General features: G+C 58.1%; 20 protein-coding genes. 5 read left to right on the forward strand and 15 right to left on the reverse strand.

The window, feature by feature from the left end:
• The first annotated feature begins 366 nt into the window (after positions 1 to 366).
• Positions 367 to 1,167, forward strand: coding sequence for a dihydrodipicolinate synthase family protein (locus tag MP439_06365; protein ID MCI2975682.1), 801 nt, complete (start codon positions 367 to 369; stop codon positions 1,165 to 1,167).
• A gap of 59 nt (positions 1,168 to 1,226) precedes the next feature.
• On the opposite strand, the gene MP439_06370 is transcribed toward MP439_06365, so the two are convergent.
• The 5 genes from MP439_06370 to MP439_06390 form a co-directional block, all read right to left on the reverse strand.
• On the reverse strand, positions 1,227 to 1,871 hold the full coding sequence (locus MP439_06370; protein ID MCI2975683.1) for an isochorismatase family protein: 645 nt from the start codon (positions 1,869 to 1,871) through the stop codon (positions 1,227 to 1,229).
• Between the two features lie 8 nt (positions 1,872 to 1,879).
• On the reverse strand, positions 1,880 to 3,739 hold the full coding sequence (locus tag MP439_06375; GenBank protein ID MCI2975684.1) for a hydantoinase B/oxoprolinase family protein: 1,860 nt from the start codon (positions 3,737 to 3,739) through the stop codon (positions 1,880 to 1,882).
• Positions 3,740 to 3,817: 78 nt separating this feature from the next.
• Positions 3,818 to 5,869 (reverse strand): hydantoinase/oxoprolinase family protein, encoded by a 2,052-nt coding sequence (locus MP439_06380; GenBank protein MCI2975685.1) that lies wholly within the window; start codon positions 5,867 to 5,869, stop codon positions 3,818 to 3,820.
• Positions 5,870 to 5,991: 122 nt separating this feature from the next.
• Entirely contained in the window at positions 5,992 to 7,215 is a 1,224-nt protein-coding gene (locus tag MP439_06385; protein ID MCI2975686.1) for a CoA transferase, read from the reverse strand.
• A 25-nt stretch (positions 7,216 to 7,240) separates the two neighbouring features.
• Positions 7,241 to 7,870: a GntR family transcriptional regulator gene (locus MP439_06390; protein MCI2975687.1), complete on the reverse strand. Its 630-nt coding sequence runs from the start codon at positions 7,868 to 7,870 to the stop codon at positions 7,241 to 7,243.
• A 208-nt stretch (positions 7,871 to 8,078) separates the two neighbouring features.
• Between MP439_06390 and MP439_06395 the strand changes: the two genes are divergently transcribed.
• Complete coding sequence (locus tag MP439_06395; protein ID MCI2975688.1) at positions 8,079 to 8,993, forward strand: hydroxymethylglutaryl-CoA lyase; 915 nt, start codon at positions 8,079 to 8,081, stop codon at positions 8,991 to 8,993.
• Positions 8,994 to 9,097: 104 nt separating this feature from the next.
• Here the strand turns inward: MP439_06395 and MP439_06400 are convergent, their stop codons facing one another.
• Together MP439_06400 and MP439_06405 are read right to left on the reverse strand one after the other, a co-directional pair.
• Positions 9,098 to 10,036 carry a threonine/serine dehydratase gene (locus MP439_06400; GenBank protein ID MCI2975689.1) on the reverse strand — a complete coding sequence of 313 codons (939 nt, stop codon included), beginning with the start codon at positions 10,034 to 10,036 and terminating at the stop codon, positions 9,098 to 9,100.
• A gap of 345 nt (positions 10,037 to 10,381) precedes the next feature.
• Positions 10,382 to 11,653: an MFS transporter gene (locus MP439_06405; protein MCI2975690.1), complete on the reverse strand. Its 1,272-nt coding sequence runs from the start codon at positions 11,651 to 11,653 to the stop codon at positions 10,382 to 10,384.
• 518 nt (positions 11,654 to 12,171) lie between these two features.
• On the opposite strand from MP439_06405, the gene MP439_06410 reads away from it, so the two are divergent.
• Positions 12,172 to 12,456, forward strand: coding sequence for a hypothetical protein (locus MP439_06410; protein MCI2975691.1), 285 nt, complete (start codon positions 12,172 to 12,174; stop codon positions 12,454 to 12,456).
• Between the two features lie 177 nt (positions 12,457 to 12,633).
• Here the strand turns inward: MP439_06410 and MP439_06415 are convergent, their stop codons facing one another.
• From MP439_06415 to MP439_06450, 8 genes are all read right to left on the reverse strand, one after another.
• Positions 12,634 to 13,299 carry a DUF47 family protein gene (locus MP439_06415; protein ID MCI2975692.1) on the reverse strand — a complete coding sequence of 222 codons (666 nt, stop codon included), beginning with the start codon at positions 13,297 to 13,299 and terminating at the stop codon, positions 12,634 to 12,636.
• The gene (locus MP439_06420; protein MCI2975693.1) at positions 13,296 to 14,264 is read right to left on the reverse strand and encodes an inorganic phosphate transporter; all 969 of its coding nucleotides are present in this window, start codon (positions 14,262 to 14,264) and stop codon (positions 13,296 to 13,298) included. The genes MP439_06415 and MP439_06420 overlap by 4 nt, the downstream gene beginning before the upstream one ends.
• A 384-nt stretch (positions 14,265 to 14,648) precedes the next feature.
• Positions 14,649 to 15,587, reverse strand: coding sequence for a hypothetical protein (locus tag MP439_06425; protein ID MCI2975694.1), 939 nt, complete (start codon positions 15,585 to 15,587; stop codon positions 14,649 to 14,651).
• A 618-nt stretch (positions 15,588 to 16,205) separates the two neighbouring features.
• Positions 16,206 to 17,048 (reverse strand): hypothetical protein, encoded by an 843-nt coding sequence (locus MP439_06430; protein ID MCI2975695.1) that lies wholly within the window; start codon positions 17,046 to 17,048, stop codon positions 16,206 to 16,208.
• A 1,161-nt stretch (positions 17,049 to 18,209) separates the two neighbouring features.
• The gene (locus tag MP439_06435; protein ID MCI2975696.1) at positions 18,210 to 18,959 is read right to left on the reverse strand and encodes a M48 family metallopeptidase; all 750 of its coding nucleotides are present in this window, start codon (positions 18,957 to 18,959) and stop codon (positions 18,210 to 18,212) included.
• Positions 18,960 to 20,085: 1,126 nt separating this feature from the next.
• Positions 20,086 to 21,075 carry an APC family permease gene (locus tag MP439_06440; GenBank protein ID MCI2975697.1) on the reverse strand — a complete coding sequence of 330 codons (990 nt, stop codon included), beginning with the start codon at positions 21,073 to 21,075 and terminating at the stop codon, positions 20,086 to 20,088.
• Positions 21,076 to 21,090: 15 nt separating this feature from the next.
• Positions 21,091 to 21,417, reverse strand: coding sequence for a hypothetical protein (locus tag MP439_06445; protein MCI2975698.1), 327 nt, complete (start codon positions 21,415 to 21,417; stop codon positions 21,091 to 21,093).
• A 149-nt stretch (positions 21,418 to 21,566) separates the two neighbouring features.
• Positions 21,567 to 21,908 carry a M20/M25/M40 family metallo-hydrolase gene (locus MP439_06450; protein MCI2975699.1) on the reverse strand — a complete coding sequence of 114 codons (342 nt, stop codon included), beginning with the start codon at positions 21,906 to 21,908 and terminating at the stop codon, positions 21,567 to 21,569.
• Positions 21,909 to 22,744: 836 nt separating this feature from the next.
• Between MP439_06450 and MP439_06455 the strand changes: the two genes are divergently transcribed.
• Both MP439_06455 and MP439_06460 read left to right on the forward strand, forming a co-directional pair.
• Complete coding sequence (locus MP439_06455; GenBank protein ID MCI2975700.1) at positions 22,745 to 23,374, forward strand: helix-turn-helix domain-containing protein; 630 nt, start codon at positions 22,745 to 22,747, stop codon at positions 23,372 to 23,374.
• Positions 23,371 to 24,579: an MFS transporter gene (locus MP439_06460; protein ID MCI2975701.1), complete on the forward strand. Its 1,209-nt coding sequence runs from the start codon at positions 23,371 to 23,373 to the stop codon at positions 24,577 to 24,579. The genes MP439_06455 and MP439_06460 overlap by 4 nt, the downstream gene beginning before the upstream one ends.
• The last annotated feature ends 492 nt before the right edge of the window (positions 24,580 to 25,071 follow it).

Below are 25,071 nucleotides of genomic sequence, written 5' to 3' on the forward strand. Positions count from 1 at the left end.
GGCTGCCGCTCACGGCAGGACTCCAGGCATACCACGACAACGCAAGTTGGACCTAGGAGGTGGTCAAGCATCGACTTGGGCTCGTTCTGTCCCTGTGGAGAGGGCAGAACACTCACAGGCGGCTGGAAAGCGAACACAGAGGTGCAGATAAATGTAGATGTCTTTTGGAGCGGAACGCGCAGGTCCCTGAGCTACAACCAGTGAGTCAGTCAGGTTAATCGACCCATCGCCGGATCAGACGGGCATCCTGGCCGGGTGGACGGCTCCTGGCCCCTAACAGGCTCAACATCAACAACGAGCCCCACGTTCCGACAGTGTCTCAGTCCCGAGACAACGTTTGACCTCGTTGGACTACGCTATCGAGACATGGCCAACAATGCCCCAACCCCATCAACATACCCGGATAATCCGCTGTTTTCCGGCATCGGCGTCGCGCTTGTCACCCTCTTCGATGACGATGGCGAGCTCCTCATTGGAGCCACCGTCGAGCACGCTCTCGCGCTCGTTGAGCTTGGCGTCACCGGCGTGTTGGTCGCTGGCTCAACGGGCGAGGCGAGTGCCCTCGACGATGATGAACGGGCGGGTCTCATCGAAGCCATACGCCGTGCGTTGCCATCGACCGTCCCCGTGTTTGCGGGCACTGGCCAGCCGTCCGCTCGGGCCGCGGTCGCCACGTCCATCCGCGCCATCGGCAGTGGTGCTGACGCCCTGTTGGTACTCTCACCTCCCCGCTCGCTGGATCCGAGACCCTATTACGACGCGGTCTGCAAGGCCTGCCCAACCACGCCCGTCCTGGCCTATCACTTCCCAAGCGTCTCCGCGCCTGGCCTTGATGTCGATACCTTGTGCGAACTCGACGTGGTCGGATGCAAGGACTCGAGCGGCGATGCTGGCCGACTGCTTGCAGAGGCCGAGCGATTCACCGGGGCTCTCTACGTCGGCAACCCTGTGCTCCTTGCCCTTGCTGGCCTCCTCAACATCCAGGGAGCCATCTTGGCGGTCGCAAACATCGACCCTCTGCTATGCCAACGAGCCCTCAACGGCGACCCACAGGCCCAGATCGAGGTGGCTCGGCTCCAGCGAAGCACCTCACGAGACTTCCCTCACGCCATCAAGCAAGAGCTACACATCCGTTTTGGAACACCGACGTCATCGAGGCTTGGCTGAGTTGGTAGCCACAAGACACACGACGTTCATTCACTCGCCATTCGCACTCCACTGCCCACTCATGCGTGACCGACCCCGAGATCGCTCCGGCCGAGGTAGGAGCCTACCTCGGCCAAGGAACAGACGTCAGCGTACTTCGCCTCGAGATCGAATAGGTTGGCGTCGTTGATGGCATCATCGCGATCCCCCACCGCCTCACGAACCACGTTCGGGCGGAACCCCCACTGCAAGGCGTCAACAGCCGTGGCTCGTACACAGCCCGAGGTCGAGACCCCCGTGACGATCAACGTATCGATGGCGAGCGCGTTGAGGGTCGAGACCAGCGAGGTCCCAAAGAACGCCGAGGCATACTGCTTGGTAACGACCACATCGTGATCCACTGGGCGAAGACGTTCGTCGAACTCGGCCAACGGCGATCCAGCCTCGAAGATGGCAAGCGAGGGCACCTTTCGCCAGAAGTAGCCCCCGTCGAGACCGCCTTTTGCGTAGCTGACCTGGGTGAAGATCACCGGATGTCGAAAGGAATGTGCCGTGTCGACGATCTCGATCACGGCCGAAAGCACCTGTTCATATCGAGGAGAGAACAGCGGCGAAGTCGGATCGAGATACCCTCGAACCAGGTCGACAACGATCACCGCTGGTCTCCACCCAAAACCGACCGAGCCAGCAAAGCCGGCTTGCTGATAGTCATCTCGTAGCTGCACCACCTCGATTACCGACCGCCAAACACCGGGTCTCGTGGTGGCTCCAGCCCCGTCTCGGCGAGCGAGCGCGCCTTCAGCTCGGCCAATGGAGCTCCGTAGTCGAAGACGGATAACGCAGGCCGCTGCTCACGCATCGTAGAACGCAACACCTCGGTCGCCCCAACATCGAGTACACCTTGGTCATCGACGACCACACCATAGCGGCGGGCACCCTCTCGGCTCACCAAACCACGGGTCACCTCAAGGGCAACGAGATCGGCCGAGCGATCGAGCGGATCGCCCCAGCCCCCACCTCCCCAGGTGATGTAGTGGAGGATATCACCGACCCCCACCTTGACGTGATCGCACTTGGAGGGGAGGATCTCGGTCGAGCCGTTGGTCCGAACGAGGTACTTAGTGCTTCGTGAACCCGGCAGTCCGCCGTTCACCCCCCACGGATAGGTGAGCCAGCGATCATCGTGGATCGATATCGTCCCGGGCTCGAGGAACCGATAGGCGATGTCGATGCCGTTACCTCCCCTAAAGAAGCCAGGGCCACCGGAGTCGGCCACCGTCTCGTACTTCTCGATCACCAGCGGGAAGTAGGCCTCTAAGAACTCGTTGGGAACGTTGGTAAAGGACGGCCACAGCGAATGACCATCGGGTCCGTCACCAAAGGGGCGGCCGGGGATACCGCCAAAGCCGATCTGATAGAGCTGGAACCACTCCCCTGCTTGATCGGTCCCTGAGTACATGAGGTGCGGCGACGACGAGAAGCCAGCGGCACACAGAAACTCTGGTTGACGCTGACCCAGCAGACCGCCCAGAATATCAAAGATCCGGCCAAGCGCGTGGGTCCGACACGACAATGCCGCTGGATAGGCAGGTCGAAGCAGGGAGCGCTCCGGAATATGGACCTCCACTAGGGGATAGAAGCCGTCGTTCCAAAGGATTTGCGGATCGAAGACCATGATCATATAGATCCCGAAGAACATCTTAAACATGTTGACGTTCAAGAAGAAGTTGATCGGACCCTCAGACTGTGGGTCGGTTCCATCAAAGTCGAGATGTACCTTGTTGCCCTCACGCCACATCGTACAGTGGATCCGATACGGGCCGTTCCCGAGCCCATCATCGTCGATGTAGTCGGTGAACGAAAGTCGCTCCTCTGAGACCGTCTGGAGGATCAGCTGCTCCATCGCCCGATAGTTGCGATCCAACAGGAGCTCCAACGTCGAGATATAGACATCAGTGCCAAATCGACCACAGAGCTCAACCACCCGACGACCTGCAGTCCTACAGGCCGCGACGATGGCGTTGAGATCGCTGCGGTTCCACTGCTTCATCCGCACCTGGTTCAAGATCAGCTCCAACGCCTCACGATTGAGCTCGCCACGACGATAGATCTTGGTCGGGGGAATCACCACCCCCTCCTCGTAGATGCTCTCGGCATCGGTCGGTAGGGATCCAGGCACCTTGCCACCGACATCGGTCATGTGTCCAAACATCGCCGACCAGCCCACGATGCGCCCCTCGAGATAGATCGGCATGAGCACCAGCCAGTCGTTGGCGTGGCTGATGGCACCATCACAGCTGTAGGGATCAGACGTCAAGAAGACGTCGCCATCCTCGACCGTCCCTTGATAGTTATCCAAGAAACCACCGATGAAGGAGCCGAACTGACCGACCACCATTCGTCCTTTGTGATCGGCGATGAGAGGGAACTCATCGTGCTGCTCGCGAATACCCGGACTCATAGCCGTACGAAAGAGTACGGCATCCATTTCGTAGCGCGCATTTCTGAGCGCATTTTCAATAATATCGACGGTCACGAGGTCGACATCGACCGACGCAAACGGCTCCGTCGATGTCTCGATAATCTGGGCCACAATAACTCCTTTGCTCAATCAAACAGGAACAGACAACAACAGACACAAACCCGGCTGAGGAACGGGTGCTAGATCAGCTCAGCCAAGGGGGTTGATCACCAGGTTGCCGAACGCATCGACGACGGCCACGTGCCCGGGAAGCACCAGCGTGGTCGAGTCCATCTCGGAGACGATGGCCGGCCCTTCGATCCGATCATCAGCCCTAAGACGCGAACGGGCATAGATCTTGGCCGGAACCCGCTCTCCGTCGACATAGATCTCCTTCGCGGCGATCATGGCCCCACCAGGGTCGCCGTCACCTGACTCGATCCGCAGCGCTTCGACCTTGGGGCGAGCACCCTGGGCGATGGCACGCAGATGAACCAGCTCGCATTCTTGATCGAGGGCGAAGGTAAAGAGTCGCTCGTGTTCTGCCTCGAACTTCGCGCGGGTCGCCCCCAGGAGATCTTCATCCAACATCGTCTCGTCGACGTCGACGGTGACCTCAAAGCCTTGCCCGTGGTAGCGCACATCGATCGAGTAACCGATCTCGTGTTCGGATGCAGTGACACCCTGGCGGGCGAGTTCATCGGCGGCATCGGCGCGCAGGGTCGCAAGCTCGGCGACCACCTCGGCGCTGGTGATCTCCGAGAAGCGACGAATATAGGTATGCGAGGACTCAGAGCGCAGCCTCGTGGTGGCGTCGCCAAAGGCACACAAAACACCTGGTGATGGGGGCACAATGACCGGCCACGAGCCCATGAGGCGTCCAAGCGCGTTGGCATGGAGCGGGCCAGCACCACCAAAGGCGACAAGGGCGAAATCTCTGGGGTCATAACCCTGCTGCACAGACACCAGCCGCAGAGCCCCAAACATGTTCTCGTTCACGATATCGATGACCCCGGCAGCTGCACGCTCGATCTCGATCCCGAGGGTCTCGGCCAACGGTTGCAGCGCCCGACGGGCCGCCTCCTCGTCGAGCGACATCTCCCCATCGAGGAGGCCGGCAGGCAGGTAGCCAAGCACCAGGTTGGCATCGGTCACCGTTGGCTCGGTCCCACCTCGCCCATAGGCCGCCGGCCCGGGGTCGGCGCCAGCCGACTGAGGACCCACCCGCAACGCTTTGGTCAAGGCTGGGACGTGGGCGATGGATCCTCCTCCAGCTCCCACCGTGCGCACATCGATCGAGGAGGCCCGAATGGTCAGGTCGCCAACCGAAGTCTCCCGTCCAACCTTTGGGACCGCCTGTTGCACGAGTGCGACATCGGTGCTCGTTCCACCCATGTCGAAGGTCAAGAGATCCTGGTAGCCTGCCTGTGCAGCAATCCACACCGCACCCGAAACGCCCCCTGCCGGTCCACTCATCAACATGTTGACTGGTGCGGCGGAGGCTACCTCCATCCCCATCAAACCACCGTCGGAGCGAAGGATGTGCAGTCGCGCGTCAGGGGTTCGTTTCCCCAGTTCGCTGGCGAGATTGGAAAGGTATTGTGCTGCTCGTGGCCGAACATAGGAGTTGGCCACGGTCGTCAAAGTCCGCTCGTACTCCTTGATCTCCGGCAGGATCTTGGACGACAGCGAGATCGGGATATCCCCAAAGATCTCCTCCGCCAACGCGGCAACGGCGAGCTCGTGTTCGTCATTGGTGAACGAGTTCATCAATGAGATCGTCAACGCCTCGATGTGATGGGTGGCCAGCCGTTCGAGTTCGTTACGGAGTGCCCCAAGATCGACGGGACGCAGAACGTTGCCGCGAGCGTCGATTCGCTCCTTGACCTCGATGGTGTCCTCAAGGCGCGCAAGCGGCTCCGGCTTTGGCCACACGATCCACCCCGCGAGTCCACCGGGAACGAACGAGCGTGCGACCTGGAGGATCTGACGATATCCTTCGGTCACGACCAACCCAACTCTGGCACCCTTGCCCTCTAACACGGCGTTCGTCGCCACCGTCGTGCCATGCATCAACTGACGTACCTCGTTCGGATCCACCGATGCTCGCCGGGTGATCAAGTCGATCCCCTCCAACACCGCAATCGATGGATCTTGGGGCGTCGTCGGCACCTTTGCTCGGTGCGTCACCCCTGAGTCCTCATCGATGAGCAACAAATCCGTGAAGGTTCCCCCCACATCCACACCCAATCGATATCCCACGTTTAGCTCCTTTCAAACCTGAACCCCGAGGGCTCCTTCGCTGCATTCTCCACGACCTGGTCTTTATCCTGATGACGACGCCGATCACGCGTCTCTCGATACCACTATTCACGATCGGTGACCTAGACGACCCCCTGTTCCCGCAGGGAGGCGACCTCGTCCGCCGAGAGACCAAGGAGCCCCGTGAGCACCTCGTCGTTGTGTTCACCTAATGCTGGGCCAACCCAACGAACCCGTCCTGGCGTTCCCAACAGCCGAGGGGCAACGTTGTGCATCTGAAAACCACCAAACTGCGGATGATCCAGGGTGATGATGTCCTCACGCGCCTGGAAATGTGGATCAGCCAGCATCTCAGGCGCGCGATAGATCTTGCCCTCGGGCACCCCGTGTGCCTGGAGGAGCTCCTCGAGTTCGTCGGTCGTCAGCGTTACCGTCCAGGCTGCGATGATCTCGTCGAGCAACTCCTGATTCGCTCCTCGCACACTGTGGCTAAAGAACCGTGGGTCATCCGCGAGTTCGGGACGCCCCATCGCCAGACAGAGACGGGTAAAGACTGAGTCCTGGTTTGCGGCGATCAGCAACAGGAGGCCATCCTTGGTGGGATAGATGTTCGAGGGCGCGACGTTGGGCAAGATGGCTCCGGTGCGCTCGCGGATGTAATTACCAAGCGTGTATTCAGGGATAAGAGACTCCATCATCGCCAGGACCGCCTCGTAGATAGCAGCATCAACGACCTGCCCTCGGCCGGTAACCGTGCGGTTATGCACCGCCACCAACGTACCAAGCGCTGCGAAGGTTGCAGCCAGCGAGTCGCCGATCGAGATGCCAGCTCGCGAGGGTGGCGAGTTCGGATCGCCGGTAACGTAGCGGATACCACCCATGGCTTCGCCGATCGAACCAAAACCAGCCCGAGATGCGTAGGGGCCGGTCTGACCATAGCCGGTCACACGCACCAGGATAAGCCCTGGGTTGATCTCTGCAAGCGTCGAATAATCGAGCCCCCAGCGCTCCAAGGTGCCGGGGCGAAAATTCTCGACGAGAATGTCGGCCTTGGCCACCAGGGATCGAACCAGCTCCTGACCCTTCTCGGTACGCAGGTTCAAGGTCACCGATCGCTTCCCACGCGCTACCACCGGCCACCATAACGAGAGACCATGCGGCTTCTCACGACCCCATTGGCGCATCGGATCCCCACGGTTGGGATCCTCGAGCTTAATGACGTCGGCGCCAAAATCGGCGAGCAGCTGACCGCAGAACGGGCCCGCAAGCAGCTGTCCCATCTCGATGACGCGAAGATCCTCCAGAGGAAGTCGTGCGTCTTGGTCGTGTACTTGTGTCGCGTCCATCAGCCTCCTTTACAAACCATGCGCATCATCGGTAGACCGAACGCGCCGCGTAGATATGACATTTCATCACCGCCTCAGCCCAGTCGGGGTCATGGGCAGCGAGGGCCTCCAGTAGTTCACGATGATGCGACATTGAACGGGCGAGCTCGTGGGGGCTGTAGCGCTGAAAGGTCGCGCGAACCCGCGCCAGTTCCATGATCGACTGAAGCTGTTCGAGCAGCCGATAGTTACCGGATCCGCGCACGATCAAGGTGTGAAACTGGTTGTTGAGACGTGAGATTTGGTCATCGAAACCAGCTGGTTGTTGCGCAGCGAGGATGTCCATCTCGTTGGCGAGCTTGTCCGCAACCGCCAGATCTTCATCAGCAAGTCGCGCTGCAGCCTGTCGGGCTGCGTGAGGCTCAAGCACTCCTCGAAGCGAAAACACCTCCTCGATATCCTCGTTACGCCAACCAAGCACCCGAGCGCCACGGTGAGCAATAATCTCGACAAACCCCTCGACCTGTAACCGCCGCAGCGCCTCGCGTACCGGCGTTCGAGACACGCCGAAGCGCTGCGCTAACGACTCCTCGCGCAGCGACGTACCGGCCACCAGGTCACCAATGACGAGCTCCTCTTTGAGCATCTTGTATACATTTGCACTAGCTTCCCCCAATATTGCCCCCTATGTCTGGCAAGATACGCCAATATTGGATACAATATCACAGGAAAGCGACAATGGTGGAAAACTTTTAAAGAAAGTTAAATTGCGCCTAGAGTGGTGACTACCACGTGTTTGAAGAGAGCGCAACCTTGCTGAGCAACGCCGATAAGCAAACGAGAGCACGTCATGAGGATCTGGAACAGTCGAGGGAGAAGTTGTCATGCATCAGCCAGCCATTGAGATCGTCGAGGTATCGCCGCGCGATGGCCTCCAGAACGAAGCCACGCCCTTTACCACCGAGGAAAAGGTTGCCCTCATAGAGGGGTGCTTGGCCGCTGGCCTTCGGCGAATCGAGGTCTGCAGCTTTGTCAATCCCAAACGTGTCCCACAGATGGCTGACGCCGAGGCTGTTCTGGCTCGTCTAGATCCCACCGCGTTCGGCGGAGCCATCGGACTGGTGTTGAACGAACGAGGTCTCGACCGTGCCCTTGCGACCCCCTTGGAAGAGATCAACTACGTGGTGGTCGTCACGGAAACCTTCTCACAGAAGAATCAGGGAATCTCGGTTCAGGATAATCTTGCCATGGCTAAGGCCGTCGTGGACCGCGCCAAGGCTGCGGGGTTGCGCACCTCGATTACCATTTCTGCCGCCTTTGGCTGCCCCTACGAGGGCGAAGTCAGTGCTGAGAAGCTCTATGCCATCGTCAAGACGGTCGCCGACATGGAACCTTTTGAGATCGCAATCGCCGATACCATCGGTGTGGCCGTGCCAAGGGATGTCCATGAGCGCATCCAAGGTGTTCAGCGCATAATCGAGGGTCGGTCAATTCAACTACGATGCCACTTCCACAACACCCGCAATACCGGCCTTGCGAACGCGATGGCCGCCGTTGAGGAGGGGGTGACGGTGCTCGACGCCTCTCTCGGTGGAATCGGAGGCTGCCCGTTTGCGCCAAACGCCACCGGCAATATCCCCACCGAAGACCTTGCCTACATGCTTATGCGATCCGGCTATGAGCTCAATTGCGACCTTGCGAGCCTCTTCCCGGTCGTCGACCTGCTCAGTCACAAACTTGCAAAACCGGTACCAGGACTCCTCACTCGAGCTGGCCTCTTCCCGCCACTGGCGAGTTAACTCCCTCAACCCATCATACGGCTGTCCCGTCCTTGATCGCTGGCCGACTCGGTCCAAGCTAAAGTCACAACCTCAAGACCGGTCGAGCACGATCGACGTCAAGCTCAGTGAGCGCTGTCCACAAGATCTGAGGGGTCAGAGTTCGCACCACAGAAGATGATTCCCACGCGCTCGGTCCGCGAGAGGGCGACCTTGTCCGCCAAGTAGGCGGCCAACGCAGCCACACCTCCATACTCCCCAACGAGTCGGAACTCGTCCCACAAGCGGCGACGAGCCGTCACCATCTCCTCCTCGCTCACCAGAACTGACTCCACGCCGAGCTTTGAGAGAATCTCGAAGGCGACATCGCCACAGCGGCGAGCGCCGAGCGAATCGGCGGCAACACCGGCGACATCCACATCAACTGGACCTCCATGCTCGAGGGCTCGCCGGATCGTCGGTGCAAGCTCGGGCTCCACCGCAATCACCCGCGTCTCGGGTGGCACCGCCAATCGGACCCCCGCCACAAGGCCTCCACCGCCAGCAGCGACCATCACGACATCGATCTCGCCGACCTGCTCAAGGAACTCGACACCGGCCGTACCCTGACCGGCCACGACCTCCGCCTGATCATAGGCATGAACAAAAAGAGCACCGCTCTCAGCTTGTCGAGCGATTGCCCAGTCGTAGGCATCGCCATAACGCTGCCCTTGGACGACGACAGTCGCCCCTAACGTGCGTAAGCGTTCGAGCTTGACGGGGCTTGAGGTCTTTGGAACCACGATCTCCGCTGGGATGCCAAGTCGGTTGCTAGCATACGCGAGGGCGAGGCCAGCATTGCCCCCGGAGGCACCGATGACGCCAGCGGCACCGATGTCACCTGCCTCGCGAGCAGCCAGCACGCGGTTGAAGGCTCCCCGTGCCTTAAAGGACCCCGTCACCTGCAGAGCCTCGAGCTTGAGGATTGGCTTTCGGGGATGATCATCCCACACGATCACTGGAGTTTCGCGTACCCAGGGGCTGATCCTGCGTCGTGCATCGATAACGTCATCGGGGGTCATCATGCCTTCAGGCTAATGCTCCTCACCTACGGCGATTACCACGCGGCGCAATTACGTCACTTGACCACCCGTTGAGTCTGTGAGAACGCCGAACTCCCTGTCAAAGCGTCTAGCCACACGGTGATCGTGACCACGTGCCCACAGAGTGAACGCCAATACGAGCCAGATGCGAAGACCGACCAACAAGGGTCCGATGCCTTGGCATCTGCTGACTCGACCCGTGGGCTGGCTACCTCGAAGCATCGACCATCTCGGTTGTACCTCTCACCATCACCAAACCAAAGCACCCTGGATACTTGAGACCAACGCGACCTCATCGGCACCGACTGCGTTGCTCGAACCAATACGCTAACCGGTCGCCTCGTCCAACTGTGGGTGGTCGATTGCCGCAGGAAGAACGCGTCGTAAGTTAAATCCGATGAGCCCCGCCAGCATTGAGCCAACGACCACGAGGATAACCCACGACAGCGGGAAGGCGCTCGCGAGGAGAACCCCGGCAATTGGCGGGCCAATGATCGTGCCCGCCGCCCACACGGTGGAGCTGAGTGCGTTGTAGCGAGCACGCAGATGCTCGGGCGCCAAGTCATTTGGCAACGCACCTGCCACTGGGCTTAACAATGTCTCACCCAAACCGAAGATGCCAAGTGAGAGCACTAAGGCCACATCAACCTCGAGGCGTCCAAGCCCCGGGAGATCGGCTAGTCCCACCATCAACCAAGCCACGAACCAGAGTGCGCCCACTCCGGCCAACATGGTGCTCCTACGCCAGCGCCGAGTCAAGTGGACGACCCCAAGCTGAGCAACGACAATCACGCCGGTGTTGACGGCGAACCCAATCCCGACAATCTGGGGACTCGCGTGCACGATCACGGTCGCATACGCAGCCCATGCCCCATCCACCATGGCGTAACCGAAGACCACGAAGAGTGCCGAGACGACGAGCCAGGCAAGAAAACCTCGATCCATTAACACCACTCGATAACCGCCCTTGGACTCTGACGAGGAGCGTGCATCGTGGGCTCGAAAACCTGGACGATTACGCAAACCGAGGCCTACGATTAGGCCAAAAACCAGCGTCGTGAGGCCATCGACGACATAGATCAGCTCAAAGCTGATCGGGTGGTGCAACGAGACGACGGAGCCGGCGATGACGGCGCCGACCCCCAACCCGCCGTTCATGACACCAAAGCGCAAGGCGTAGCCTCTTGAACGATTACGACTCGCGAGCTGGCTTGCCACCAGGGCATTAAGCGTTGGCCATGTGACGGACTCACCCACTCCAACACTGCCCACAACGACTACCCCAAGGAGCGGCGTGTGAACCTCAGCCAAGGCGATGGTCGCAAGCCCAGAGACGATAAGGCCCCCAAATAGAAGACGACCGACCCCAAGGCGATCACCGATGCTCCCCCCAATAGCACCAGTGGCGAGCCCAGCAATCCCGGATGCTGCTACAACCAGCCCAGCAATTGGGAGGCTCATGTGCCGAATGCTGTGCAGATAGACGACGAGAAATGGGAGCGTGAGACCACTCCCAACCGATGAGACCAGCGTTCCGATGAGGACGAGGCGCCAACCGCGTCGATCCTCGAGGCCTCCGGCATCGGAGTCTGCTACCACGTCATCAGCTCACCCATCATCCACCCAAAACTCGTAGCATCTCAAAAGGCTGGCTCCGCTGTCGAACCACGATGTCCTCTGATCACAGTGTGGATCACCGCCAGCCAATGAGGCCTCTCTCAACAAAGGTTCTCGACCAAGATCCCATCCTGGGGTCCTTGAGACCGTTCCAAACGGACATCGGTTCCATGAGGGCATCACCTCTAGCCAGTGATGCACATTCCCGCCACAACATCGTAGCGAATCTTGCCCAGCGCGACAAACATGCGCGCCATGAACTTGACATCTTTCGCTTGTACGCCACGAGGGATAGAGAAGGATAACGCATGAACGCGCCGGTAGCCTTCCTGGGCCAACCGACGATGTAATAGCCGTGTCGCGGTCAGCGCCCATCGATTCTGCCGATACCCACACAGAGACGGTGAGGCCGAGGAACCTGTTCCTAGCCCCAGTGGAACGCGATCAATGCCACCAATGAGTATGCTTACCGGTCATAGGTCTTACGAGAGGAGTGCACGGTGCCCGACGCTGAACCAGTCGAATACATCAACGACTCGCATACTCGGACCACCTGTTGGCACTTCGCAGACGGAGCCCAAACCCAACAACACATTCACGCCTATGACTACGTCGTCATCCCAATTACCGGGGGGACATTTCATGTTATTGATGCCTCAGGCTCATCCCATGACATGTCACAAGAGGCGGGTGTCCCGTATCAAGGGGTCAAAGGGACGGCCCACAACGTCATCAACACGAGTGGTCGTCCGGTCAGCTTTGTCGAGGTAGAGCTAAAGGATTGAACTCCGGTCAAAGAAAGCTTGTCGCACGCGAGCCTGGTCCGTCCACTTGCAGTGGGACCCTTGGCTCGCCTGTCGGCGGCCATCAGCATCAGAGCATCCATGTCGCTACGGGTCAAGTGTCGCCTTTAAACAGAATGGTCTCGACGATCAGTGACAGAGCGTCGCCAGTGACAGAGCTCACTCACCGCGCTTCACGAAGCTATCAGCAATCGTATTGAGTCCTTGCACCAAGTGGAGCCCAACAGCATCGAGACGATGGAGGAGTTCGCGCTCTCGCAAAAGCTCCATGGAGACCTCGCCGTCGCCGGCAAAGAGCGCCGTGATTTCATCCTCATGGATACGACGTACCTGGTTGGCGGACCGCAGAGCTTGCCTGAGCTGTGATGACTCGGTTCCGGTGGGTTCTCCTATGGTGTTGACAACGACCTTGGCGTCGGCAATTGCCGCGCCGAGTGCCGTCACAACATGCACCAATGGTTCGGGGTCAACACCTTGGAGCAGGTCCCACTCTCGCACGAAGTCTCGGAGTTCGTCCAAGAGGTCGTCAATCGATCGTGAGAACCTATAGATATCCTCGCGATCGAGCGGTGTCACCAGCGTACGTGCAAGGGTTGTCACCAGCTCAGTCCGCAGTTGATCGCCTCGATGTTCGATGCCGGACATCGAGACCACGGCCGTTTGGTAATCGATTCGCCCCTGGAGCATCTCGAGTACCAGTGCCACGCCATCGGCATCGGCCCCAAGGTGTGCCACGAGGTTGCCAACGAGCTCCTTGGACGCCCTTGGTCCAAAGCTCTGAAGAAAGGCAATAAACCGTCGCCAAAGAGATCGCTCGGCACTCATCGAACGAATCTCACAACGAGTCCCACCATCGCCGCCGTCGCAATTGCGAGCGGCAACGTGACCAACCAAGCGACTCCAATCCTACCGATCTGTGGCCATTGGACTTGACGTGGGGCAGTTCGCACACCCACCCCCACTAACGCGGCGGTCGCCGCCTGTGTCGAAGAGATTGGATACCCCAACAACGATGAGAGTAGAACGACGCCCGCAGCGCAGACGGTCACCGCGATGGCAGTATCTGATCGGACATGGGTGATGCGCTCTGCAACCCGGGCCGCCACCTGTCTCACAGAGAGAAGTATCCCCGGGATAAACAGTATCGCTACTCCAATCTGACCGGCGATCGAGATTCGAACACCGTGAGCGATTCCCAAGGCGAGCGCCAGAATCGCCACCAGCTTCTCAGCATCATTGGTCCCGTAAGCGAATGACTGAAGAAGGAAACCGAACCACTCCGCCGCCTTTCGGAAGCGACGCGGCAGTTCAGGGGGACGTAACCGTTGTTCGATATCGGTCACGACATAGGCAACCAACGCCGCGGACAGTGGTGCGACAACGCCAGCCAACAGGACCGCAACCACCACGCCCCAGTGAACCGGTAAGGCGAAGCCGATGCCAGCACCTACGATCGAGCCAGTGATTGCCAAGGTGACACTGGTGGGGAGTCCACGATGGCTCAGCCCGAACACGATGATCAACGCACAGGCAATTGCGACAATAAAGGCCAGCTCACCGCCGGCCTTCTCGAAAGCTACGAGGCCGCGGGCTACGGTCGAGGCGACAGCCGTCCCAACGATCATCGGACCAACGGCGACAAAGAAGGCCAGTACGATCACCGCTCGAAGTGGTGCGATGGTCGTCGTTCTTGTGTTCAACGCGACGAGTGTGGCTCCGTCGTTAGAACCACTGACCAACGCTGTGGCTAAGGCGAGGGCGACCAGCACTATCACCGCCACTACGCCCATCGGCCACCTCTCAATCGGGCCAGTCCGCTACTGCACATGCGGGGGCTGGCTACAACAATCTTAGGTATCCTTGTGAAGCTCCCCAACCACGCCAAGACATGCCACGACAAGGAGGTCCAAGCTCCCCTGGTGCCAATCACAACCTACGACGCCAAAGAACCCATATCGACAGTCAACGGATTCTGACTCATGATGCTGTCACCGATCATGTGGCCTCACCACAAGTCCCTAGACCCGACGCACCCAACAATACCCGATCAGGAATTCCTACCACCCCGACATGTGACCGCCCACTGACCAGGGCTCACCGGAACTGACCCAAGACCAGGCCACTCAAGACCAGGCCACCCAACATCGGTGTGCACCAAGGTGCTTCCTCACAGTCTATGACGACGCTATCGGCCGTTCACTTTTAAGATCGGACATGTAGGTCGACAGCGAAATCACACCGGTCGATGGCGCACTCACCGGCGCAAACGACGCACCGTAGTGCCCAAAGTCAAGATGAAGCACCAATGTAAACGCGACGTTGGGCGGCGTCCCCTGGGTAGTTATCGAAAGATCGACGCTAAATGAGACCTGTCGAACGTGCCCGTGCGAGCCTATCCATATCTTTGCAATCGCTGGACTATCGACGTTGAGCGCAGCCAAGTTACGGAGAAGAGCCTTATCTGAGCTGTGCGCACTCAGGCCAGCGAGCTCTTTTTCGATGTTGACGCTGCCCTGGTACTCCGTGGTCTCGTGCCCACCGATCATCGCAGTACCAACAGATTGCACACCAGCGACACCCTTGCCAAGCAGGAGTTGCAGCATGGCCGTCGGATTGGCCGTCTGGGCGGTCGTAGACGATGTAATCGACGAGCTACTAGACGCCACTGCCGGATACTGGACCCAGCTGGCATTTCCCAGCGTCGTAAACCCGCGTTCGTTGGCTGGAATCTGTTGATACATTGTTCCGTCAATAATTCGATATCGAAGAACCTCCGGTGTAGCGACACCTGGAACCGATGTGCGTTCCACCAACACGCCACTCGGCTTCGTGTTCGGGTTTTGCAGATAGCTATACCCCGAGAGCGTCGCGGTCGTCGACTCCCCGTTCGCCTGGGCCTGCACATAACCTGTGAGCGATAGCGACTTTTGCTTCTGAGCCAGGTGATATGCGGTCAACAACACCGATCTGGAGTTGGACTGCGACGCAGAGGATACCCGTGAGGACGACTGCACCTTGGAGGAGCTCGATTGAGATCCACACGCAGCTAATATCGCACCCGAGATCGAAAGCGCGAGTACAACCCGCCCGGTCTGCATGGCGTACTTTTTCATGATGAGCCCCTTTGTCCGCTACGTCAAGTCTAGATCATCTATGTAAAATGTCAAGTCTCCTTGTCGCGATCTAGAAAACTCACCAACAATCACAACTTCACGGGTTCTCACCCTGGCAACCTGCGAGCATCTATCGATAGCGCAGCTAGCTCGATCAACGGCCTCAGGATGGCTGCACGCTCGGGAGGGACCAGGACAATGCGTTCACACCCAAATACCTCCACTTACGTGATCGGCCGATCGGTGGGCGACCAGCCCAACACGACGTGGAGCCAACTGATGGATCTCGCGCTCCCAGGTCGTGACCTGACGGCTACGTGACGCCACCGGTCGAGATCGGCACTCCAAGATCTCTCTGGCGCGCCAACAACAGGTCATCGCCCAAGGGACCCGCCATCAACGCCGTAGACTCGACATACACGTACCCACTCTGTTGGTTGACGCATCCATAACACAGGCCCTGCATCGTCGTAGCGATACGAGGGACAGTTCTCCTGACCACTTGCAATCGTCCATCAGAAATTGAGCACCAACGGCCATCGAGACCAACCGCCGCCAATGCGTGTCACAAACCAGCCAGCCAGCCAGCCAGCCATCCGACAAGCATGGTAGCTCGAGTTAGGCCTGCGGAGGCGCTGAGCGCGGGGTCAACACATAGACATCCTCACGACGATCGGCAAGGAGGTCGTTGTTCTCGTTTATCAACTTCGCCCGTGAGCGCAGCGGGTCAATCTCGGCGATTACCACACCGGGTCTGCTCGGCTCCAATGGTGGCACCACCGGGAAACCCTCTGGGCCGAGGATCGTCGAAAACCCCACCCAATCGACCCCACGCTCCTCGCCACAGCGGTCGGCAAGTGCGATCCAGATTCCATTGGTTGCGGCGTTCGCCTGGGCCTTGACGAACTCAATCGGACGTTCACCTTCTGGGATAGCGCTCGCCGGCCAGTTCGTGGGTACCACAAGCAGGTCGACACCGTCTAGCGCCAGCAGCCGAATCAGCTCTGGGAATTCTAGGTCGTAGCAGATGGCGAGGCCGATCCGCACTCCACTGATCTCAATCACCGGGGAGCGCTGATCACCGGGGAGAAATACCTCACGTTCGCGATCCCACAGGTGTAGTTTTCGGTACACGACACGAAGACCATCGGGTCCGACGAGAGCAGCTGAGTTATAGAGCATTCCATTGGCGCCGAGCTCACACCATCCACCCACGATGACCACGTCTCGCTCATTGGCCAACGACACCCAAGCAGCAATCGTTGGACTCCCGGAGAGCGTACTCGCCAGTGAACGCGCCTCTGCACGCGAGGCAAAGACATAGCCGCTGTCGCTCAGCTCTGGCAGCACCACAAGATCGGCACCCTCGTCACAGGCCCTGCTCACCGCGTCGATGCCCGCGGCCCGGTTGGCTTCGAGGTCACCAACCGTCACCTCCACTTGACAGACTGCCACTCGCATGATCTTCACCTCGATTACGACATTTGCTAGCGAGAAAGGGGCGATCGAGTACAGTGATCCCCCCTTGAACTGGAGCCTAGACCACCATGGTTGCCACACCAACAGGCCGTGCTGGTTCGCCATAAGCCACCGTATCACCAAACGCGACACGTGAACCGGTACCTCACGTCGTACCTCTTGGCCATCTACGCCAACTACAACGAATCAGTCTGGAGGAGGCCCCTGTCGTCAGCTCGCTGGCGATCCCGCACACATCACAGAGCGCTGCCAGTCCAAAGAAGACGGTACGAAACCCACAAAGATTGCGATGGACCTGATCGACCCGCTGCCATTCTCAGGTATCACAATCACAAGGTCATGGACGAACTCAACAAAGCGCGGCCAGGCATCTTGTCGACGGGCAGTGATGGTGGTACAAGCACTGTTGTAGTCGAATTCAAGTGCTCCGGTGCGCGCCAGACTCTTCATCATGCATCCTGCCAATGCTGACGCCAAGAGGTCAACAGCCCCAAGAAGCGGTCCGCCAAGGGGACCTCTGAAGAACCGGCATCCCATGATTCACGGAAGTCAAGGTAGGTGTTGGCAAACGCGACGCGATCACGACCACGATGGTCAGCCTTGGATTGGACGACAGGGGCTTGGACGACAGGAGCTATCGCATCATTGGCCACAGCTACTGCCCATACCGTTCATCACAACAGTCCGAGCCACCCTCGATCCTGCCATCACCCACGCAGTCGTGATTCGGCCTGTCCGCTCTCGGGCGAACTCGATCCATAACGCCATAGCTTCCTCTCAAGAAGAGAGGGGCCAAAGGGATTGGGAGGAGCATAATCCGAGCCATCGACGCGAATCCTCCTGCTCTGTGCGCCCCAACGAGCGACCTCAACGATCCTCAACACCTCGGCCTCTGCGCGACATGCGGCCACTCTCGGAATCTTTAGCCTGAACCTTCAGGTTGATGATGTCCACTTAAGCGGCCCCAGGTCGTCCACGCCGCTCGGGCGAGTTTCGGTCCTGTTGGTCAATGCCTATCTGACAGCCTGCCTACACGAGACCCCCTCACCCATCACACCCGAACACTGGACAAGATGCAGACAATCACGAGTTTTCTACCGCCACTGGGCCCTGCCCGGGTGTCGAGTCCACCCCACACAACTGTTACTGCATCGATTCCCAGAGGTCCGGATGAGCAATCGACGAGTTCAGCCGACGCTGGCGCGCACGCCAGTCTGGCATTGCACCATCGAGAATTTGTTTAAATCTGGGGCCGTGACCATGCTCAATCAGATGGGCGAGCTCGTGGACGATAACGTGTTCAAGACTTTCAGGATCCTTCTTTGCAAGCTCAAGGCTTAACCAGATTTTCCCGGTGGTGGTGTTGCACGAACCCCACCGAGTCTTCATGCGCCGCACCCCCCACGCCGTGGGACAAGCACCAACAATCGGGTGCCAGATGTTGATGATCGGCGGGATCGCTCGAACTAGTTCGCGTCGATACCAACTCTCGAGCAAGCCGCGAGTGCGTTCGGGGCTTGTCTTCATGGGCACCTGCAGGATCAGCCGGTCTCCTTCGAGTCTGATCTTCGCAGGACCAATGCCGTCGAGGACAACGAGTTCGTGCCGTTTACCCCAGACATAGTGTGGCTCGCCCGTCACCATGTCGGCCTTCGCGAGAACGGCAATCTCGTGCAACCGGTTCTGATGGGCGCGAATCCAATCAAGACGTTCATAAACCCGACCGATGACGAACTCGAGATCGACTCCGAGTGGGACGGAGACCCGAACGTGGCCCTCAGGTGGGCTTACGGTAAGACGAATTCGTTTGATCGGTTTGAAGACAAGCTCGACGTCGATGCCATCGACGTCGACGATCAGTCCCCTGACAGTCTCCCTCGTTGCTCTGTCCACCCGACATCCTCACGCCCTCGATCTCGTTGCACTGCTCAAATGCCAGTACAACCCGCGACCGATCAACCAATAGAAACATCACCGCTCCAGCAATGACCCAGCTGTCAATTTAAACCGAAGTAACCTAGAGCAACGCACCTCATTTGACTCCGACGAAGTCCCCGCCAACCGCTACCGACCATGAAAGCCATCAATGGAGTTCCTCATCAAATGCGACGTACAACTCTGCTTAGCCATGCGGCGCCATGCCAAAGGTTGGCCCATGTTCTCTCAGCCGCTGAGCCAAGACACGCCAGCGAGGGCTGTAATGGTGTTCATGTGTTCATGAATCCAAGGGAGTGGTCGTGGCGATGGGCGCTAATGGGCCGTGGCGATCTTGTCGCCTTTCGTGGGTCTTTGGAGCCTCCAGATCTTGGAGCATCCAAGTGTGTCTTTACCCCAGACAACGAGAACCGTCGCCTCCACCTATCTCCTGTTTGCGTTAGATAGAGAGCGTGTTGTCACAATCGCGTTGGTCCTTGTCCCTACATCTACCGACCACGTGGTCATCCAAGGTAATCGTGCTCAGCCAGAGCCTGGCCCTGTCAGGCGATGTGCGAGGGATACGGGCTCATAGGTTTTCTGACCCCAGTCCTAGAGAGCGTCACCTCAGAGAAGATGCGACGCCCACTGACCTTCGATAACGGCTCCTCTGTTGTGGGTGCTCTTCCTCATCTCTGATCACCGAGCATCTCCCTAAAGTAGACACCAACTGGGATCGCCAGTCGTGCCGGTTGACAACTCCACGCTAAAGGAAATTCTGCCAAGGGAGACTACGGTGCAAACCAGTTTTCCCACCGAGCTCATAGCCAACCCGTCTTCAAAAACGTTCCCACAATCACGTCGGAATCTCCGATGACACGTTGCCCGAACAATGAGAGCAACCATTCGCGTGCTGAACTCCTACTCAACAAGCACACATTATCACTTGAGTCACCACTCAAAACGAAACTCGATACCAGAAGTATTGGCTCAGAACTTGACCTCGCGCCTTGTTCTGTGTCAAAAACATCTACTTAATTAGGTGTATGGGCAATCAGCTAACTCTCTGTTTGCCCCCGTTCTTTCCATGGAGATGGACCAACGGTCACTCGTCCGCAACCACACTTCCAACACGCTTAGCAAGATCTGGCATCTGCTTCACCCTGATCACAGCGTATATGGCGGCGAGTACCAAGAACACAAGGACCATGTAGGGAAAGATATTGAAGGGATAAGGTTGTCCCGGCTTGACCAGCCCCCAAAGCGGCAGCACTAAGGCCAATATCCCCAGGATCGGAATAACGAGATGCCTGAAGGGCTTGCATTGCTCGCGCTTGAACCGCAAGAAGTAGACAGGAAGTGCGCAATTGAGCGCCAGGTAGATCAGTATGACCGGTATGGTTCCAAGAGTTGCAATATCGCCTGCAATGTCCAACGGGTTGCCGCGGCTCGCCCAGATCGGCGTGATTGCCCCTGCCACTATCGAGTAAAGCGCCAGCGACCCAACCAGGGTAGCGTGGCGCTTGTTGAGCGTCGCTAGCGGCGCAGGCAACGGGCCCTCTCGGCCAGCACTGAGAATAATGCGCATTTGAGCGGTAGTGGCGCCGAGAAGGGAAGAGAACGTGCTTACCAAGCCTGCGAGGTAGACGAGAATAGCAACGGGGCCAAGAGCCGACACCGCAGCCGTAATGAAGGGGGCATTGAGCCCACCGATCTTCTCATAGTTGTTGTGGAAGGCTATGGACGTGGTGAGAGCCATCAACACGTAGAGGACCGCCGCGATGATCGTCGCAGAATCGATGGATCTCGGAACATTCTTCCTGGCATTCTTGGTCACTTCTACCATCGCGCCGGGATTGCCAACTCCGATAAATAGAAGCATTGCCAATGGGAACCCCAAACCGAGGCCCGCAATCCCACGGTGAATGTTCAACGGGCTGAGGCTAGCAAAGGTCAGATGATTCAGGTAGGTTGGGATGATAGCTATCATGCTGACCAGGATTAACAACACCCCGAACGCGAAGGAAAACGTGGCCCAACGAGCGCTGATCTTGACACCACGATAGACCAAAAAGTTAACGAAGAGCACAAACACAACAGTGATCGGCTCCTAGGGGATGCTCACGTGCGCGTACTCTTTGAGTATCTCCGAAGTGAGTCCGCCAACCACAGCCATTACGTAGCCAACAGCTACGATGTACCCTCCGGTCAATGCCCACGAAGCAACCACCCCGGTAACAGCGCCAAAACTCTTCCCGATGTAGGAGATGTGAGACCCAGAACTCGGTGTCGCCTTGGTAAACTCGGTCACGCTGTTGAGCTTGAGAAGAATCGCAGCGGCAGCCACAATGATGGCCCAAGGGCTCGCTATCCCTGCCGCAAGAGCAATGCCAGCAAAGGAGAAGTAGAAGCTCATCGCAGGCGCGGTATCAGCCAAGGAGACACCGAGAATATCAGTCGTTGAAAGTGAGTTCCTCCTCAGTCTGTTCGAGTGGATCTCTGGCGTCTCGCTCAGTCACCTCAGCCATAACTCCCCTTCCCTATAGCCACTAAGTGCTTAGATATGTCCTAAAACCAATAAGAGCTTCATCCCACCGCCTGGAGCGCCAATGGGTACAACAAAAACTGAGGCGTTTCAGTGCTAATCGCCTGGAGAGCTAGGTTTGCGGTGGCAATTTCACCCTTCAAGTCATCGGCGCCACGACCGTAGAGTCGGTCCCCAACCCTGCCTGGCTCGAACGGCTCTCGCTCTTGTGCTGGACCCTCTGCAGGAACCACATCGATATGGCCGTTAATAAGTAGGCTTGGGAACTCGTCATTCACAATTCCAGCTAAAAGGTTGGAACGTCCAACGTAGCTGCCCTGAGGGACTCCAGCAAGGTCGTCATCAGCAATGCTAGGGTCAATCGGTAGCCTCTGAACTTTCATGCCGATGTCGCTCAGCCGCTCGCCAAGGATCTTCAGCGAGTCGTCCTCGTTGCCGACAGTAGAGTCCTTGCTGACAATTCTGACAGGAACTCGAACTCTGCCTCGGCATGAACTTCAACGGCAGCTTCAAGTCGGTCAACAAGCAGTTGTGGCAGATACCGCATCGAAAACCCCCAACGTTTGAACGATAGGACCAACAATACATTGAATATTGAATGATGCAACCCATCCAACAATTGGCTAATAATTCAATGAAATCCTTTGTCGCATCGGTGCCCGCCCAGCTCTCTTCAGTTGGTAGTACGAAGAACTCGGCTGGCGTGCGAACCGTTCTGATTGGTTGCCCGACAGGTACCACCTCCATCAGAGCGCTATCCACCAGGGCAGAGGCATCGAGTTACGTGTGCCGCGTTGGGCCGTGATGGCCCCCACGACGCTTCGCTGATTCAACCCAACACCTCGCGAGACGCTGAGATTCAATCTCCTCAGATGTCCTTCGGACTTGGCACTCCGATGATCGTGTGGTGCTGGCGTACCTTCCAAAGCTGGAGCTCACTGCACGTCCAGACAGCCCAACGCTGTGCCCTTAAACCGCAAGTAGTCGCCGAGAGCCTCGGCTACGTGAGGGCAGAACTCAAACCATCAGCCCCAGCTCGATCATGTTAGTGCTTGCCGTGGTTGGGCGAACTTCGAGCGAGCGGTGAGATGAGTTCCTTGTTGGTAATCGACAGCGTGACGAGGCAACCAGCTAACCCGATCTCGATGGGCGAATCTATGGCAAAGGAGTTTTTGGAAAAATCTACACGAGACATCTCTCGAGAGTGTACTATCGAGAGATGTCTAGTGATAAGAAGACGGTTAATTCCGAGACCAAGCGACTGACTGAACCCCAAGCAATGAGGGCGCTTACTCACCCTGTCAGGATTGCCCTCCTCGAGGTGCTTGCTCTGCACGAGTCCCTGACGGCCACCCAGGCGGGTGAGTTGATCCAGGAGAGTCCTACAACGTGTTCCTTTCACCTTAGGCAACTTGCCAAATATGGCTATGTCGAGGAGGCTGCCCATGGGAAGGGGCGCAAGCGACCTTGGAAGCTCGTGAACATAGGTTTCACAATCGAGGAAGAGGAACTCGATGGCGAGGGACGTATCGCCGCAGACAGCCTCATGCAGGTCTATTTTCGCAGAGCACTGGAACGGTTCGAACGATGGCAACGCACGCACGGATCCTACCCCAAGGAGTGGGAGCAAGTGGGTGCCGTAGATCAAAATTTTCTGTTCGTGACAACAACAGAGCTCGACGAGATCAATACCAAAGTCCGCGAGATACTTGGGACTTACCGAAACCGTCTGATCGATCCAAGCCTAAGGCCCGATGATGCTCACCTCGTTGAGGTTCTCTACCTTGCGTATCCCGTCGACCTCGATAGGGCCTTTGCAGCCACGAGCGACGAAGCAAAGGAGCGATGATGCACTCACGCAACGCCATTTCCTACATCCTTGGGACCTTGTTGACGGGCTTTGGTGACAAGGTCCTCTTTATCGCAGCCGGCATTTGGGTTCGTGAACTCACTGGTTCCAACGCCGCCGGCGGGCTCACGTACTTCTTCTACGTTGCTCCTACCATACTTGTAGGACCCCTGGCCGGTCTCATCGTCGATCGCTTTCCTCGGCGTCGGGTATTGATCACCGCAAACGCACTCAGTGCGCTTTGCCTGCTCGGGTTGATTGGAGTCCGCGGAGCCACAGATATCTGGCGCATCTATCTCGTCATGGTCCTCTACGGAGCGCTAGCGGCCATCAGCAGCGCCGCTGACGTCGGTCTACGCACGACGGTCTTTGACCAAGAACAGTTTGGTTCTGTCAATGGTCTGTTGTCAACGGTATCGGAGGGACTCCGCCTGATCGTGCCTCTCATTGGGGCCGGATTGTTTGTAGTCGCTGGCGCAATGGCGGTTATCGGGGTCGATTTCGGAGCCTACGTGCTGGCGATCGGGCTGCTGCTACTCGTTCGGGTGCAGGAACAACACGAAAGGACAGCACCGCAGCACTGGCGAGCGGAGGCCCTTGCAGGCGTTCGCCATATCCTGGCCACACCAGTTCTTCGTCGGCTAGCCTGGGCTGTGACGGTGTTGCTGTGCACGGTCGGCTTCTTCCAAACCGCAATGTTCGCCGTCGCGACGACCGGTCTTGGGCGTTCGGCGGCCTTTGTGGGCGTATTTGTCACCTTCCAAGGGGTTGGGGCGATCGTCGGCGGTGTCACATCGGCCCCATGGATGCGCAAGATCGGCGAATTCAAGACAATGGCACTCGGGATGGTGACCATCGCGATTGGATCGGTCGTCGTTTTGGCAGGAGCTCGACTTCACTCGCTGACCGCCTTAGCGATCGTCTGCGCCGGCATCATAGCGCTTGGAGTTGGTTTGACGTGGCTTCTGGTTGGGGCCAATACCGCCATCCAACGCGCTACTCCGCATCGGCTTATGGGGAGGGTTGACGCCGCCTTCAATGTCATCTTCAGTGGAGTCCAAAGCATCTCGATCGCTCTCGGCGCTGGGCTGGTCGCACTTGTCGGTTTTAGACTCCCTCTCGTGCTCATCGCGCTCAGTGCCTTGATTGGCACAGCGATGCTTGGCTACCGCACACCAACAATGGAGCCAGAGAGCACTAAGTGAGGTACCGACAGTCTTTGACCTTACAACAAGTGGGTAGCCAGACTCGCATCCAAGGCTGGCGGTCGGTCTCAGGCAGGGCCTCGCAACTTTTACGTTGTTGGGAGGCAACCAGGTTGCCGGGAAAGACAGCCGACATGCATTCTTGAGACTTTGGATTCAAGTGGAGAATCCGACCAGGTGTAGCTTCGTGCCAGGATGTGAGCTAGCGCGAAGTGCAGGGGGCGTTGCCAGAAGGGTGTCAGTTACAACGTAAAGCTGAGCTAAAAACAAATGCTGTGTATGAAATACTGCAAAACCATGACCAGAACCAGTTCCAGAACCAGTTAGGGTGCGGTGGATTATCGGATGGACCAAGCTCGTGAGACTACTACAACTATGTCCACAACAAAGCAGGGAGTGCTGCCCCAAGCTGTTGGGAGATGACATGAGGGATTCGAACCCGGCTTGGTCGGCATTCGTGTGGATGCCCATACCCCTACAGAACTCAGTTGA

The organism is Ferrimicrobium sp., from assembly GCA_022690815.1.
Taxonomy (GTDB): domain Bacteria; phylum Actinomycetota; class Acidimicrobiia; order Acidimicrobiales; family Acidimicrobiaceae; genus Ferrimicrobium.